Below are 15,765 nucleotides of genomic sequence, written 5' to 3' on the forward strand. Positions count from 1 at the left end.
TATAGCCCTCCTTTACGTATGTAGGAATATTCCTCTTCAATATACAGTTTTTAGAAACGAAAAATCAACTTTTCTCCCTTACATACTTTTCCCTCAAACAGTTTACTAATTAAAAAGAGAAAGTAATTTTCTGTATTAAACATATTCTATGTAAAAAAGCCCGCACTAATGTGCGAGCTTTTTCCATACTTGTAAAACGCTTATCTTTTTCCTTTTTCATACGGTGTTCCAAGTGCCTTTGGAGCTTCTGAACGTCCTACAAAACCAACAAGCGCTAAAATTGTGAACACATATGGTAATATCGCTAAGAAAACACTCGGAATTTCTTTTAATACAGGGATTGTACCACCAGTTACCCCTAGTGATTGTGCAAATCCAAAGAATAAAGCAGCTCCTAGTGCACCAATTGGGTTCCATTTCCCAAAGATCATAGCAGCTAACGCTAAGAAACCTTGTCCCGTAATCGTTGCACCTGAGAAGTTGTTTGAGATTGACAGTGCAAAGGTTGCACCGCCTACTCCAGCAAACATCCCTGAAATACAAACAGCAATATAACGCATTTTATATACATTAATCCCCATTGTATCCGCAGCCATCGGATGTTCACCAACCGCACGAAGACGAAGACCAAACGGTGTTTTATAAATAATATACCAAACAACAAATGCTAAAATAATGGCAATATACGATGTTAATGGTACATTTGAGAAAAATATTTTTCCAATAACCGGAATATCCGACAGTCCTGGAACATCAATTTTCTCAATACGGTAGTGAATAAAATCAGTTTGTCCTTTACCAAAGATTTTCTTAATCGCAAAAACAGTTAAACCAAGAGATAAAAAGTTAATTGCTACTCCACTAACAACTTGATCCGCACGGAATGTAATCGATGCAACTGCATGAAGAAGTGCAAATAATCCGCTACCAATTGCTGCAAATATAAGTGCAATCCAAGGAGTCATAGCCCCCCAAGTATCCCCCATTAATAGCGTGGTAACAACACCAACAAATGCACCAAATAACATTAATCCTTCCAATGCGATATTTACAACACCAGAACGCTCACTAAATACGCCACCTAACGCTGTAAAGATTAGAGGTGCTGCCGTGTATAACGTACCCGTCACAAGAATGGCTAAAACATCTAGAAAGCTCATTTATTTCCCCTCCTTGCTTATGCGCGTAAGTGTCCAGCGTAAAATATAACTACAAGCAACAAAGAAAATAATACATGCAATAATTACATTAATTAACTCAGATGGTACATCTGCTTCAAAGTTCATTTGCGGCGCTGCACTTTTTAAACCTCCAAATAATAACGCAGCAAGTATAATACCAAATGGATTATTCCCTCCAAGAAGCGCTACCGCAATCCCGTCAAATCCAATTCCGGTAAATGTAGCCATCGCTGTCATACTTTGGAATGTTCCAAGCCCTTCCATCGCGCCACCAATACCAGCAAATGCACCCGCAATTGTCATAGATAACACAACATTACGAGACACTTTCATACCAGCATATTGAGACGCTTGTTGGTTAAACCCAACTGATTTCAATTCATAACCTAAAGTTGTTCTATCTAATAAGAACCACATAAGAATCGTAACAAGAATTGCGACAACAATTCCCCAGTGAAGACGAGAGCCATCTGTTAAAGAAGCTAACCAATCTGAAGCTAATGACGCACTCGGCTGAATATCATATGTTTTGTCATTGCCTTCATGTAAAAAGCGTTTAATGATGTCATATGTAACATATAATGCAATGTAGTTCATCATAATCGTTACAATAACTTCATTAACCTTAAATTTCCCTTTCAAATATCCCGGAATAAATCCCCATAGTCCACCAACTATAGCTGCCACTAAAATAGACAATGGAATATGAAGAAAGGCAGGTAATGATACTGCATAACCAAACCAAACAGCAGCAAGCCAACCAACTAACAATTGGCCTTCTACCCCGATATTAAATAAACCTGTACGAAACGCAAAAGCTACCGATAACCCCGCAAGAATAAGCGGAATCATTGTACGAAGCGTCTCTCCAATTGCACTGGGACTTCCGAACATACCAGTCCAAAGTGCACTATATCCAACAATTGGATCATACCCACTAACTAACATAACAATGGCACCAACAAGCAACCCAAATATAACGGATAATACAGGAACTAAAATATTAATCGTTCGCTCCGTTAAAAACTTTTTAGCCATTTGTACTCACCTTCGCTTCCCCTGTTCCACCAGCCATTAAAAGACCTAATTGTTTTTCATTTGTTTCTTTTGCATTAACAATCGCGACAATTTTCCCTTCATAAATAACAGCAACGCGGTCACTCACATTTAAAATTTCATCGAGTTCTAAAGAAAGAAGAAGCACCGCTTTTCCTTTATCTCTCTGTTCAATTAATTTCTTATGAATAAATTCAATCGCACCTACATCTAAACCACGTGTCGGCTGCGCTGCGATTAATAAATCTGGATCACGATCTACTTCACGTGCAATAATTGCCTTTTGCTGGTTCCCGCCAGATAATGCACGAGCTACTGTTTGCTCGCTAGGTGTACGTACATCAAACTGCTCAATCAGCTCTTTTGCCTTTTTCGTTATTTTACTAAAATTTAAAATTCCTTTATTTGAAAATGGATTCTTATAATATGTTTGTAAAACAATATTATCTCTAACGGAAAAATCAAGAACGAGTCCATGTTTATGACGGTCTTCTGGAATATGACCGACTCCTTCTTCCGTAATTCGTCTAACAGGCCAGTTTGTGATTTCTTTTCCATTAATTGCAATAGAACCTGACTCAACTTTTCGTAAACCAGTAATTGCCTCTATTAATTCACTTTGTCCATTCCCATCAATCCCTGCAATACCGACGATTTCTCCTGCACGAACAGTTAAGTCAAGGCCTTTTACAGCAGGCAATTGGCGCACATCATGAACAACAAGATTTGCAATAGAAAGTACATCTTCCTTAGGTCTGGCATCTATTTTTTCTGTTTTAAAATTCACTTGACGTCCGACCATTAGTTCTGCAAGTTTATGTTCATCTGTATTTGCAACGTCAACCGTTCCGATTCCTTTTCCTTTACGAATAATCGTACAACGATCACAAACTTCCATAATTTCTTTTAACTTATGTGTAATAAGAATGATAGATTTCCCTTCTCGCACAAGCTTTTTCATAATTTGAATAAGCTCATGAATTTCTTGAGGAGTTAATACTGCCGTCGGTTCATCAAATATTAAAATCTCTGCTCCGCGATACAGCGTTTTTAAAATTTCAACACGTTGCTGCATACCAACTGAAATATCTTCAATTTTCGCATACGGATCTACAGCTAAACCATATTGTTCTGATAATTGTTGAATCTCTTTTGCAGCTTCATCAATAGCAATTTTCCCTTTTCTCTTCGGTTCATTTCCAAGAATAATATTCTCTGTAACTGTAAAATTATGAACAAGCATAAAATGTTGATGAACCATACCAATCCCGAAGTCATTTGCAATATTAGGGTTTGTAATCTTTACAGGATTCCCTTTAATTTTAATTTCTCCTTGTTCTGGCTGATATAATCCAAAAAGAACGTTCATTAACGTTGACTTCCCTGCACCATTTTCTCCGAGTAAAGCATGTATTTCTCCCTGTTTTACTTGCAGCGTAATATTATCGTTCGCTACAATGCCTGGGAATACTTTTGTAATATTATTCATCTCAATTACGTATTCCATTTTGTTCCTCCTTTTAGCAGGGAACAGTCCCCAATTACACTCTATTAAAAGTAATTTTATATATACAAAGGTTAGTTCTAAGAACTAACCTTTGCTATTTCTCTATTATTTCTTAAGAGCAGCTTCGTATTCTTTGTACTCTTTATCAGTAGCAGGTACTTTAATTTCACCAGCAGTAATTTTCTTTTCAAACTCTTCTACTTTTGGTAAAATTTCTGGATTTACTTTTTTCACATTATCAGTTGTTTTCGCAATGCCAACACCTTCATCTTTCAAACCAAACGCTTCTACTTTTCCGCCTTTTAACTTACCATCTTTTGCTTCTTGTGCTACTTTTTCAACCGCAACATCAACGCGTTTTACCATAGAAGTTAGCGTTACGTTTTCAGGCATACCTTCTTGATTTTGGTCACGGTCAACACCGATTACCCAAACATTTTCACCTTTCTTCTTACGGTTTTTCGCTTCAGTAAACACGCCGTTACCAGTACCACCAGCAGCATGATAAATTACGTCTACTCCTTGTCCGTACATTGCTGATGCAAGTGCAGCACCTTTTTCAGGTTTATCAAATGCTTCTGCATATTCAGATACAATCTCAATATTTGGGTTAACAGCTTTAGCACCAGCTTTAAATCCATTCTCAAACTTACTAATTAAATCACTCTTCATTCCACCAACAAACCCAACTTTATTTGTTTTTGTTGACATCGCTGCTACTGCACCTACAAGGAATGATCCTTCATGATCCTTAAATGTAATACTTGTTACGTTCGGTTGTTTTACTACAGTATCTACAATCGCAAACTGTTGCTTTGGATTTTCTTTCGCAACTTCTTCAATTGCTTTTTCTAATTTATAACCAATACCAAAAGATAAATCATATTTATCTTTTGCAAATTTCTTTAAGTTCGGAATATAATCTGCTTCTTTTTCAGACTGAAGGTAACGATAGTTCGTCTTCTCTTTTAGCCCATTATCTTTACCGAATTTTTGTAAACCTTCCCAAGAAGATTGGTTAAATGATTTATCATCAACGCCCCCAACGTCTGTAACCATACCTACTTTAATGCTCTTTCCATCTTTTTTATCTCCACTTGCTTTATCCGAGTTACCACATGCACCTAACACTGTACTCGCCGCTAACGTTAATGATAATAAAAGACCTGTTTTTTTCTTCATACTAGAAACCCCTCCTAAATGATATATGTATCTATTAATATGCTAGTGTCCCCTTCTTCTTGCTGTCACCTCCCTAAAAAGGAACGAATTACATACGTTTTCGTAATACGTGGAAGCTAAATTTATCTGCTCTAAAATAATTAATAGAATATAAGATCGGCTCATCATTTTGATCATAGTGCATTTGCTTTAGAATCAGCAGCGCTGTTTCTGGTTCGCATTGTAAAATTGGTGATATTTTCGGATGATAACCAATTGGTTCAATATGAGCAACCGCGTATGTAATGCGTTTATGCGTGTTATTATGAATAACAGTAAGTAGCGATTCCTCATTATAATCAGACAAATCTGGTAATACTTCTTTTGCCAACTTGTCAATGCAATAGACAACAGGTTCCCCATCTGCTGTACGAACACGCTCAATCATCACAGCCTCAAAGCCTTCATCACTATTAAACTTTTCTTTTTCCTCTTCTGTTAGACTCGTAGTAGATGATGATAAAAAGATTGTTCCCGGTGTTTTCCCCACACTAGAAATCATATCTGTAATACTAGAAAGTTGTTCAATTCCAGAAGAAAACAGCGGTTTTGCATTCACAAAAGTACCAACGCCATGTCTGCGAATAACAACATTTTCCTCTTCTAAAATACGCAATGCTTCCCGTAAAGTCGCTCTACTTACGCCAAGTTCTTTTGCTAAATCAAACTCTGAAGGCAATTTTTGTTTTTCTTTATATGCCCCGCTTTTGATTTTCTCTTTAATATGATCGATCACCCGTAAATATAAGTGTCGACTATCGGATTTAACTGACATAAGACTCCCCCGCATTCCAATTATTCGACCTCTGATGTAAGACTTCTGTTCTCGATTTTCAACCAATACATGACATACCTTACATAACGATACGATAAAATAAAATTTGTCGAATAAATGTTAATAATTTTTCAAAATGAAATTTTCTATCTTTATTTCATAAAAAAAACTTTGCACCCCAACATTCCTCATATAGAGAAAAAGTTAGATACAAAGATCCCTTACATCCTTTGTTACACACTTTTCCCCTCATAGTCTAGCAATTCATGGTTGCCAGGTAGAAACTTATGGACCTTATCTCCAAGATTATATGAGGCAGTGATTCTTTTCGAAGTAATCGTACCACCTGCTCCCATATGTGTCAACACAATTCAACATTTTTTTGCAAGTAATATCGAACATTTTTCAAAAATAACATTGAAAGCATTCGTATTCTAAAGAACTATCATAAATGAAAGCCCTTTCTTACGTGATAGTTCTAGTATATAACAAAAACTCCATATAAAAAAGTCCAATTGTAAACAATTGGACTTTTTTATTAAGAACTTTTTTCTTGTATATCTTTAATCAAAACTTCTCTCGGCTTACTACCTTCATAAGGTCCAACTACACCATTCATCTCCATCGCATCAATTAAACGCGCCGCACGTGTATATCCCACTCGGAATCTACGTTGTAACATAGAAACAGAAGCCGTTTGCATTTCTACAACAAGCTGAACCGCTTCATCATATAATTCATCTTCTACTTCTTGTCTTGTTTCTGGTACATCCTGTGGAATCATGTCCTCTTGATATTGCGCTTTTTGTTGTCCAACAACATATTCCACAACTCTTTCCACTTCATCATCTGATAAAAATGCACCTTGTACACGAACTGGTTTCGATGCTCCAATTGGTATGAACAGCATATCCCCTCGTCCTAATAATTTTTCAGCGCCTCCGCCATCAAGAATCGTTCGAGAGTCAGTTTGTGAAGACACAGCAAACGCAATACGTGATGGAATATTTGCTTTGATAACACCTGTAATAACATCAACAGATGGGCGCTGCGTCGCGATAATTAAATGAATACCAGCAGCACGTGCCATCTGTGCTAGGCGCATAATTGCATCTTCTACATCTGAAGAAGCAACCATCATTAAATCGGCCAACTCGTCCACGATAACAACAATGTATGGAAGCTCAGGCTGTTTTGCTTCTGATTGTTCATTATGATGTCTAATGTATTCATTATATCCTTCAATGTTACGCGTTCCGCTATGAGCAAATAATTCATAGCGACGCTCCATCTCACTCACAACTTTTTTCAAAGCTTGTGATGCTTTTTTCGGATCCGTTACAACAGGTGTTAATAAGTGCGGAACACCATTATATACGTTCAACTCTACCATTTTCGGATCAATCATCATTAATTTGACTTCATGTGGTTTGGCACGCATTAAAATACTAACAATAATACCATTAATACATACACTCTTTCCACTACCAGTCGCTCCAGCTACTAATAGATGGGGCATCTTATTTAAACGTGCTAATACTGCTTCACCAGTAATATCACGCCCAAGACCAATTAATAACTTTTCTTCCGGATGATTATTCGCTTTCGAATCAAGTACTTCTCTAAGCGTTACCATAGAAACCTCTGAATTTGGAACTTCAATCCCTACCGCGGATTTCCCAGGAATAGGGGCCTCAATACGAATATCTTTCGCAGCTAACGCGAGTGCTAAATCATCACTCAAACTAACAATTTTACTTACCTTTACTCCCATATCAGGATACACTTCATATTTCGTAACTGCAGGTCCTTTATGCACTTTCGTTACTTTTGCCTTTACACCAAAACTTTGAAAAGTACGTTCCAACTTACGAGCATTTTCATAAATTTTCTCATTTTCATTTGTAACCTGTTTATTTTTTGGGAACTTCAATATATCGATAGAAGGAAGCTTGTAATCTTTGTTTTCCACATTTGAAAATTGCATTGGAGGAGCTTTTGTTTCTCCTTCCAGAGATTCAACAATTTTTTCTCCTCGTTTCTTTTGTGTTCGTTCTTTTGATGCAGATGGAATCTCTTCCTCTGCCATAGAAGGCGGCGCAATCAACTCATTTGCAATCTCATCTTCACTTTCCTTATCTTTTTCTTCACTAACTGGATAGTTCTCTGTAAAATTCGAAATAATTGGCGGTCCAATTTCTATCTCTTCTAACGGCTCAGTAATTTCTTCTTCGCTATCAAAACGTTCACTACGCGTACGCCTTGTCGTTTTTTTCTTTTCTGTTTGTTCAGCAGTACGTTTCGATCTCCAATCCTTGTAATCCCCTTGCATCCCCTGAAATTGACTTCTGAGTATTCGTCCAACCGGGGCTAACACTTCCCCAATGTGTTTGTTTGTAATGCAAAGTATACCAAGAATAACAAGAATGATACCTATAATGTAGGCTCCTACTTCATCAAACAAAAAGTAGCATGTAGCAAACATAAGGGCACCAACCATCCCCCCGCCTAAGTGAACGGACTCTACTACACCTTTCTTCATCTCATAAAAAAATAAATCTTTTGTACTGACAATCACAGATGTATTTTCTACGGTTCCTTCTTTTGAAAGCAAATTAAATAATGTAATATGACTAAACATTACTATTGCTAATACAATTAAATAGACACCGATTAACCGTTTATTTAAAAGGTTTGGCCATGCGCGCTTTATAACAAATGCAATCGATAATGCAATCACACCAAGCACACCCATTATGTACCATTCACCAAAGAAAAAGCGAAAGAAGAAAACAAACGATTTCCCTACAATACCTAGCTGTAAAATTGTAATGATTGAAAGTGCAAAAAGAGTCAATCCGACGATTTCGTAATACAAAGTTGGCTTTATCGTACGTCTTGCTTTTGATTTCGTCCCTCTTTGCTTTTGTTTTGCCATTTCTTCACCCCAAGTCCAAAAATTAAGTACGACTTTCATTCATTGAAAGTATTCTCTACATGTTGTTCGTCACATCTTCTAGATCTGTTCATTTGACATTTTACACTTCTTGTAAAATGTCAAATAAACAGAAGAAAGCAGCCTAATCATGGCTGCTCAACCGTCTTGTTTTTTATATTATACCATAGCTTCTACACAAAATCCTGCTTTTTGCTAAAAGGTTATTTTCTGGCCTGGTTCATACTGTAAGTAGTGGGATGGATTTGTACTTAGCACACGAACAACGGAATAATATTGACTACCCTCTTCAAATACAATCATCTCTACTCCATTTACATTCACTATTTTTTGTTGTTCATACTGTGAATAATCAGCCTGATAAACAAGTTGCTCTGGCATAATTGTATACAAAATCATTGCAGCAACTTCCCGTCTTGATTTCCATCTGTTCGCATGTCTATTAATTCATTCAACTTTCGAATCGCATCCCCGATACCACCGACATCATCTATAAGGCCATACTTTACTGCATCTATTCCAATTACATTTGTTCCAATATCTCGTGTTAAATTTCCCTTCGCAAACATAAGCTCTTTAAAACGATCTTCCGTCACTTTTGAGTGTTTTGTTACAAATCGAATTACACGTTCTTGCATTTTATCCAAATACTCAAATGTTTGCGGCACACCAATAACAAGACCCGTCAGACGAACTGGATGAATCGTCATCGTTGCAGTTTCAGCAATAAACGAATAATCTGTTGACACTGCAATTGGCACACCTATCGAGTGCCCTCCACCTAAAACCAAAGATACAGTTGGCTTCGATAATGAAGCTACCATTTCAGAGATTGCCAACCCAGCTTCAACATCACCACCAACAGTATTTAGCAATAAAAGTAACCCTTCAATTTTTGGATTTTGCTCAATTGCCACAATTTGTGGAATTACATGTTCATATTTCGTCGTTTTATTTTGCGGTGGAAGCTGTACATGTCCTTCTACTTGTCCAACAATCGTTAAGCAGTGAATACGTGATTCATTCATTTGCGGAACATTCGTTTGACCAAGTTGTTGGATTTTTTCTATTACTGACGCCTCTTTTGAATCCTCTTTCGGTTCTGCTTCTTTTTCCTCATTTGTTAAACCATCACGTTCTGTCATGTCGCATCCCCTTTCACTCTTATACAACTATTATTTCTTAAGTTGTAAATTTCATGCGATAGGGATAAAAAAGAAAAAACCACCGATAAAGGTGGTTTTTTCTTATACTTCCATGATAATTGGTAAAATCATCGGTTTTCTCTTCGTTTCCTCATACAGAAACTGTCCTAATAATTCACGAATATTTTGTTTTAGCATGGACCATTCAATAGAATACTCTTTAATGGACTGTTCAACAATTGTACGTACAATATCTGTAGACCTTTCGATTAACGCTTCAGATTCACGAACATACACAAAACCACGCGAAATAATTTCTGGTCCAGAGATGATCTTTTTCTCATCTTTTCCAAGCGTTACAACAACGACTAAAATTCCGTCTTGTGATAACATCTTACGATCACGCAAGACAATATTTCCGACATCACCTACACCTAATCCATCAATAAGAACATTACCCGCTTGTACCTTACCAGCTTGCTTTGCCTCTTCGCCCTCAAAAGCAATTACATCGCCCTTTTCTACAATAAAAATGTTTTCTTTCAAGACACCAACATCTTCCGCCAAATACGCATGTGCTTTTTGCATACGAAATTCGCCGTGTACGGGTATAAAATATTTCGGTTTCATTAAATTCAGCATCAATTTCAATTCTTCTTGACTACCATGACCCGAAACATGAACTTTTCTTTCTCCATAATAAACAACTTCTGCACCAGCCCTAAATAATAAATCAATAATTTTAGATACTGATATTTCATTTCCCGGAATTGGAGAAGCTGCAATGATAACTGTGTCTCCTTTACGGATTGAAATTTGTTTATGAGCTTGCTTTGCCATTCTTGAAAGAGCTGCCATCGGTTCCCCTTGACTACCAGTTGTTAAAATCGCTACCTTCTTCTCCGGGAAATTATCTACCTCTTGCAATGAAATAACCATACCATCTGGAACGTCTAAATATCCAAGACGCCTTGCAATATCTACCACTTTTACCATACTACGACCTACAACGGCCACTTTACGGCCTGTTTCAGCAGCTGCATCAAATACTTGTTGAATACGATGTACATTAGATGCGAAAGAAGCAACGATGATACGTCCTTCTGCATTATAAAATACTTTTGAAATTTCTATACCAACTTCTTTTTCAGACCCCGTGTAACCAGGACGTTCAGCATTTGTACTATCTGATAACAGACAAAGAACGCCTTCATTTCCAATTTGCGCCATCTTTCCAAGATCTGCCCCACTGTTACCAATTGGTGTTTGGTCAAATTTAAAATCTCCTGTATATACAATGGATCCTTGTGATGTATGGAAGCACACACCAACAGAATCTGGGATACTGTGTGTTGTTCCAAAGAATGAAACCGTTGTCGTATTAAATTCTACAGCCGAATTCGAATCAATTGTTTTTAAGTCTACACGGCCTAGCATTCCTGCTTCACCGAGTTTTTCTTGTATAAGACCTACCGTTAACTTTGTTGCATACACCGGGATGGAAAGTTTGCGCAGCACATAAACAATTCCACCAATATGATCTTCATGACCATGTGTAATAAATAAACCTTTTACTCGCTCTTGATTTTCTACTAAATATGTAATGTCAGGGATAACAATATCAATTCCAAACATTTCGTCTCCCGGGAACATCAATCCTGCATCCACAATAAAAATTTCGGAATCAATTTCCACACAATACATATTTTTCCCGATTTCACCTACTCCACCAAGAGCAAATACCTTTACAGAATCAATCTCTTTTCTCTTCATGTTGTTGCCTGGTTTAAAAATCTTACAAACACTGATTTCACTAAAATCGTAGAGACACCAGGGAAGCTCTACAACCACCATATATTCACCGTCCAAGACGAATGTCCTTACCGTTATGCGATATCATGTTCTTGTTCGTTTTTTAAACCAGGTTTCACCTCTCTTTCATTATATAAATCAAATATCTTATGCGATATGATATAAAAATTCCGTTAAACCATAATTTTTTCCAATTTTGCTAAGCATACCCGTACTAAGCTACTTAGCCATATTATAACTGATACCAGAAATAGAACACAAGTTAATTTGCGAGAAAGAGAAGAGAAGCATAGAAATTTTATATAAATTGAACTACCCCCACCTTCACTTCGTTTAGAGGGGGGGTCTTCTCGGTTAAAATGATAAATAAAAAATGGCCTAGTTTTTACTAAGCCATTTTTTATTTAGCGAGGAATCGATTGGATTACTTCTTGTAATGTTAATCGTTCTTCTTCTGTTAATGGAAGAAGTGGAAGACGTACAGATCCTACGTCTAATCCAACCATTTGTAATGCTGTTTTGACTGGAGTTGGGCTCGGCGCCATAAATAATGCATTTGTCACTTTGACAAGTAACTGATGCAATTTCTGTGCTTTTTTGAAATCTCCTGCTTGGAATGCCGCAATCATTTCTTGCATTTCATTTCCAATCACATGAGATGCAACAGAAATAATACCTTTAGCTCCAACTGCCATAGCTGGTAACGTTAAACCATCATCACCGCTGTATACAGCAAAGTCGTCCGCTGTTTTTTCAATAATTTCTGTCATTGTTAATACATCGCCGCCAGCATCTTTAATTGCAACAATGTTTTGTATTTCTGATAAACGAACAACTGTATCAACGGAGATTTGTACAATAGATCGTCCTGGAACATTATATAGCATAACCGGAAGTTCTGTACTTTCAGCAATTGTTTTAAAATGCTGATACATGCCTTCTTGACTCGGTTTATTATAATACGGCGCCACTAACATAATTGCATCGACACCAACTTCTGTAGCTTTCTTCGTTAATTCGATAGAAGCATGTGTATTATTACTACCTGTTCCAGCGATTACGGGCACCCTTTTATCGACAACAGATACAACATGGCGATATAACGCTACTTTTTCTTCTGATGACAATGTAGGAGACTCTCCGGTTGTTCCTCCTACCACGATTGCTGTTGTACCGTTATCAATTAAATAATTTACCAATTTAGTTGTCTTTGCAAAATCGACGTTTCCATTTTTATCAAACGGTGTTACCATCGCTGTCGCAATTGTCCCAAAATCTATCATGGTCTCACTCCTTATTGTTCCAGTTGCTTTTCTTTTGAAAGCTCAAACGCACTATGCAATGCATTCACAGCTTCCACTAAATCTACTTCTTTTACAAGCACCCAAATGGTCGTATGACTATCTGCCGATTGTAAAATTTGAACACCTTTTTCTGCCAATGCTGTGACAATTTTCGCAGTAACCCCTGGAATACCTGCCATTCCAGCTCCTACAATAGATACTTTTGCACAGTGCTCCGTCACGATCGGATCATATCCAAGCTTATGAAGAACTTCAACAGCACGACTTGATACATTATCATTTACTGTGTAAGCCACACCTGTAGGCGAAATGTTAATTAAGTCTACACTAATTCCTTCATTTGCCATCTCTTTAAAAACATGCTTTTGTAAATCATACGATCCGTCTTTTGCAAGCACTTTAATTTGCGTCACGTTTGATACGTGAGCGATACCTGTAACAGGTCGTTCTTCTACATCACGGCCTTTTGTAGCACCATCATATGCAGCAATAAGTGTCCCTTCACTATCAGAGTACGTGGAGCGCACACGAAGTGGTACTTTTGCATGCATTGCAATTTCAACGGCGCGCGGATGAACAACTTTTGCACCTTGATAAGCCATGTTGCAAATTTCATTATATGTTACGTTTTGAAGATGACGCGCATCCTTTACAATCCTTGGATCAGCAGTCATCACACCTTCTACATCAGTAAAAATATCGATATATTCAGCTTGAAGCGCAACACCTAGTGCTGAAGCTGAAGTATCACTACCTCCGCGTCCAAGTGTTGTCGTATCGCCTTCTTTAGTTCGCCCTTGGAATCCAGTAACAACAACAGCATCTACGTTTTGTAACTCTCCATGTATACGATCACAATTCATTTCAATAATCTTTGCATTCGTAAAATCATCATTTGTTACAAAACCAGCTTGTGCACCATTTAGTGCTGCTGCTTTCACACCATTTTCATTTAGCATATTTGAAAAGACGATTGCCGAGATTAATTCTCCGCATGATAATAATAAATCTTGCTCACGTTTTGAAATGCTAGATTCCTGTTGATTTACAAGACTTAATAATGTATCCGTTGCATATGGTTCACCTTTACGTCCCATAGCTGATACAACCGTAACTACTTTATAACCAGCATCTAATGCTTTTTTAATATGGTGAAGTGCATGCTTACGTCCGTTTTCATCACGTACCGATGTACCACCAAATTTTTGAACAATAATTTTCATTTTTTGCACCTTCTCTTAGCCGTTTACACTAATTGTAATTTTACTAATCGTTCTGCAATTTGAACAGAGTTCCATGCAGCACCTTTTAATAAGTTATCAGATACGACCCAAAGATGGAATCCTTTTTCATTATTTAAATCTTTACGAATACGCCCAACAAATACTTCATTTTTCCCTACCGCAGTAGATGGCATTGGATATAATTGTTCTGCTGGATCATCTTGCAGTACAATTCCTTCCGCATCCGCAAGCAAGTTTTTCAGTTCTTCTACAGTTACGCCTTCTTTTTCCACTTCAATGTAAACGGACTCAGAATGACCTGATACAACTGGCAAACGTACACATGTCGCTGCTACTTCTAACTCGGGCATATGCATAATTTTTTTCGTTTCATTAATCATTTTCATTTCTTCAAATGTAAATCCATTATCTTGAAACTTATCAATTTGTGGAATGGCATTAAAAGCAATTTGGAAATGTTTTTTGTCACCTGATACAGGTAAAACATTTGCTTTTACTTCTTCTCCATTTAAGATTGCTTGTGATTGTTCATGAAGCTCTTCAATTGCAGCAGCACCTGCACCTGACACCGCTTGATATGTGGAAACGATTACTCGTTTTAAACCAAACTGCTGACGAATTGGTTCAAGAGCAACTACCATTTGAATTGTAGAACAGTTTGGATTTGCAATGATACCACTATGTTCTTTTAAGTCATTTTCATTCACTTCAGGTACAACAAGTGGTACATTTTCTGTCATACGGAATGCACTTGTATTATCAACAACAATTGCACCACGTTTTGCTGCTTCTGGTGCTAGTTGTTTCGATACAGATCCACCTGCACTAAAGAGTGCAATATCGACTCCTTCAAAGCTTTCAGGAGTTGCTTCTTGTACTGTGAATTCTTCTCCTTTAAATACAAGCTTCTTGCCTGCAGAACGTTTAGATGAAAGTAACGTTAACTTCCCAATTGGAAATTCTCGTTTCTCTAAAGTATTTAACATTTGTTCACCAACTGCGCCGGTTGCTCCAACTACAGCGACATGAAAAGATTTTTCCTTTTCCATCACTATGCCCCTTTCTAGATACCAATCCTTCTATACTTAGAATTAGAAGGAGTATAGAGTACTCCTTCTAATCTTAATAACATTAATTTTATCATATTCTGCGATAAGAATGATGGTTTCGTAAAAAATTGTCTGTTTTTTTTCGTTTTTTAATTCATATATCTGAATTTTTCTACAACAACTGGCTGTAATTGCTTCCCTTCTATTGCTTCTATAATTGTATCTTCAAGAAGTTCCATACGAGCTACCATTGAATTTGGTTTTTTTTCTGGTGCATCTTGCCCAAATGGCACAAAATAAATATGTTTTGTCGCCATTAAACGCATAAGGTTTACACCAACATGATGACAACAAGAGAATATGTATTTTAAAATTTCTTCTATTATACATATTATAAATTGTACTACGATGAGTATTCTAGGCAAAGTTAGTTTGTATTGTCTATTTTTATAATGACTATATATCCAGTGACATATCAGCGATAATTTATATCTATTTCATATAAATGTTAGCAA

12 protein-coding genes, 1 pseudogene and 1 riboswitch are annotated in these 15,765 nt (G+C 37.0%); all 13 genes and pseudogenes read right to left on the reverse strand.

The annotated features are described in order from the left end of the window. Positions 1–200: 200 nt before the first annotated feature. Positions 201–1,160 (reverse strand): ABC transporter permease, encoded by a 960-nt coding sequence (locus tag NSQ40_RS19005; protein ID WP_003199393.1) that lies wholly within the window; start codon positions 1,158–1,160, stop codon positions 201–203. Further along, positions 1,161–2,219 (reverse strand): ABC transporter permease, encoded by a 1,059-nt coding sequence (locus NSQ40_RS19010; protein WP_018764690.1) that lies wholly within the window; start codon positions 2,217–2,219, stop codon positions 1,161–1,163. Further along, complete coding sequence (locus NSQ40_RS19015) at positions 2,212–3,744, reverse strand: ABC transporter ATP-binding protein (RefSeq protein WP_003199388.1); 1,533 nt, start codon at positions 3,742–3,744, stop codon at positions 2,212–2,214. The genes NSQ40_RS19010 and NSQ40_RS19015 overlap by 8 nt, the downstream gene beginning before the upstream one ends. Before the next feature lie 105 nt (positions 3,745–3,849). After that, positions 3,850–4,926, reverse strand: a complete 1,077-nt coding sequence (locus NSQ40_RS19020; RefSeq protein WP_003199386.1) for a BMP family lipoprotein — start codon at positions 4,924–4,926, stop codon at positions 3,850–3,852. Between the two features lie 88 nt (positions 4,927–5,014). Further along, positions 5,015–5,740 (reverse strand): GntR family transcriptional regulator, encoded by a 726-nt coding sequence (locus NSQ40_RS19025; RefSeq protein WP_000114183.1) that lies wholly within the window; start codon positions 5,738–5,740, stop codon positions 5,015–5,017. 232 nt (positions 5,741–5,972) lie between these two features. After that, positions 5,973–6,074: riboswitch (purine riboswitch) on the reverse strand. A 204-nt stretch (positions 6,075–6,278) separates the two neighbouring features. Continuing rightward, positions 6,279–8,678: a DNA translocase FtsK gene (locus NSQ40_RS19030; RefSeq protein ID WP_033798472.1), complete on the reverse strand. Its 2,400-nt coding sequence runs from the start codon at positions 8,676–8,678 to the stop codon at positions 6,279–6,281. A 213-nt stretch (positions 8,679–8,891) separates the two neighbouring features. Further along, positions 8,892–9,095: a YlzJ-like family protein gene (locus tag NSQ40_RS19035; protein WP_033796883.1), complete on the reverse strand. Its 204-nt coding sequence runs from the start codon at positions 9,093–9,095 to the stop codon at positions 8,892–8,894. After that, positions 9,092–9,841, reverse strand: coding sequence for a ClpP family protease (locus NSQ40_RS19040; protein ID WP_003203721.1), 750 nt, complete (start codon positions 9,839–9,841; stop codon positions 9,092–9,094). Before NSQ40_RS19040 ends, NSQ40_RS19035 begins: the two co-directional genes overlap by 4 nt. 102 nt (positions 9,842–9,943) lie before the next feature. Beyond that, positions 9,944–11,614 (reverse strand): ribonuclease J, encoded by a 1,671-nt coding sequence (locus NSQ40_RS19045; RefSeq protein ID WP_003203719.1) that lies wholly within the window; start codon positions 11,612–11,614, stop codon positions 9,944–9,946. A gap of 443 nt (positions 11,615–12,057) precedes the next feature. After that, positions 12,058–12,936, reverse strand: a complete 879-nt coding sequence (gene dapA / locus NSQ40_RS19050) for a 4-hydroxy-tetrahydrodipicolinate synthase (RefSeq protein ID WP_003203717.1) — start codon at positions 12,934–12,936, stop codon at positions 12,058–12,060. Between the two features lie 11 nt (positions 12,937–12,947). Beyond that, a complete protein-coding gene (gene dapG / locus NSQ40_RS19055) occupies positions 12,948–14,180 on the reverse strand; it encodes an aspartate kinase (RefSeq protein ID WP_018782290.1) in 1,233 nt (410 codons plus the stop codon). 23 nt (positions 14,181–14,203) lie between these two features. Then, on the reverse strand, positions 14,204–15,250 hold the full coding sequence (asd, locus tag NSQ40_RS19060; protein ID WP_003203711.1) for an aspartate-semialdehyde dehydrogenase: 1,047 nt from the start codon (positions 15,248–15,250) through the stop codon (positions 14,204–14,206). A 149-nt stretch (positions 15,251–15,399) separates the two neighbouring features. Continuing rightward, positions 15,400–15,588: pseudogene (spoVFB, locus tag NSQ40_RS19065) on the reverse strand (dipicolinate synthase subunit B); the annotation flags it as partial. Positions 15,589–15,765: the final 177 nt, after the last annotated feature.

The organism is Bacillus sp. FSL K6-6038 (assembly GCF_038050455.1).
GTDB lineage: Bacteria > Bacillota > Bacilli > Bacillales > Bacillaceae_G > Bacillus_A > Bacillus_A pseudomycoides.

What these genes read in the sequence shown, in the direction of transcription:
- NSQ40_RS19005 (WP_003199393.1), bottom strand. Translation starts at nt 1,160, where the DNA reads ATGAGCTTTCTAGATGTTTTAGCCATTCTTGTGACGGGTACGTTATAC.
- NSQ40_RS19010 (WP_018764690.1), bottom strand. Translation starts at nt 2,219, where the DNA reads ATGGCTAAAAAGTTTTTAACGGAGCGAACGATTAATATTTTAGTTCCT.
- NSQ40_RS19015 (WP_003199388.1), bottom strand. Translation starts at nt 3,744, where the DNA reads ATGGAATACGTAATTGAGATGAATAATATTACAAAAGTATTCCCAGGC.
- NSQ40_RS19020 (WP_003199386.1), bottom strand. Translation starts at nt 4,926, where the DNA reads ATGAAGAAAAAAACAGGTCTTTTATTATCATTAACGTTAGCGGCGAGT.
- NSQ40_RS19025 (WP_000114183.1), bottom strand. Translation starts at nt 5,740, where the DNA reads ATGTCAGTTAAATCCGATAGTCGACACTTATATTTACGGGTGATCGAT.
- NSQ40_RS19030 (WP_033798472.1), bottom strand. Translation starts at nt 8,678, where the DNA reads ATGGCAAAACAAAAGCAAAGAGGGACGAAATCAAAAGCAAGACGTACG.
- NSQ40_RS19035 (WP_033796883.1), bottom strand. Translation starts at nt 9,095, where the DNA reads ATGATTTTGTATACAATTATGCCAGAGCAACTTGTTTATCAGGCTGAT.
- NSQ40_RS19040 (WP_003203721.1), bottom strand. Translation starts at nt 9,841, where the DNA reads ATGACAGAACGTGATGGTTTAACAAATGAGGAAAAAGAAGCAGAACCG.
- NSQ40_RS19045 (WP_003203719.1), bottom strand. Translation starts at nt 11,614, where the DNA reads ATGAAGAGAAAAGAGATTGATTCTGTAAAGGTATTTGCTCTTGGTGGA.
- dapA (WP_003203717.1), bottom strand. Translation starts at nt 12,936, where the DNA reads ATGATAGATTTTGGGACAATTGCGACAGCGATGGTAACACCGTTTGAT.
- dapG (WP_018782290.1), bottom strand. Translation starts at nt 14,180, where the DNA reads ATGAAAATTATTGTTCAAAAATTTGGTGGTACATCGGTACGTGATGAA.
- asd (WP_003203711.1), bottom strand. Translation starts at nt 15,250, where the DNA reads ATGGAAAAGGAAAAATCTTTTCATGTCGCTGTAGTTGGAGCAACCGGC.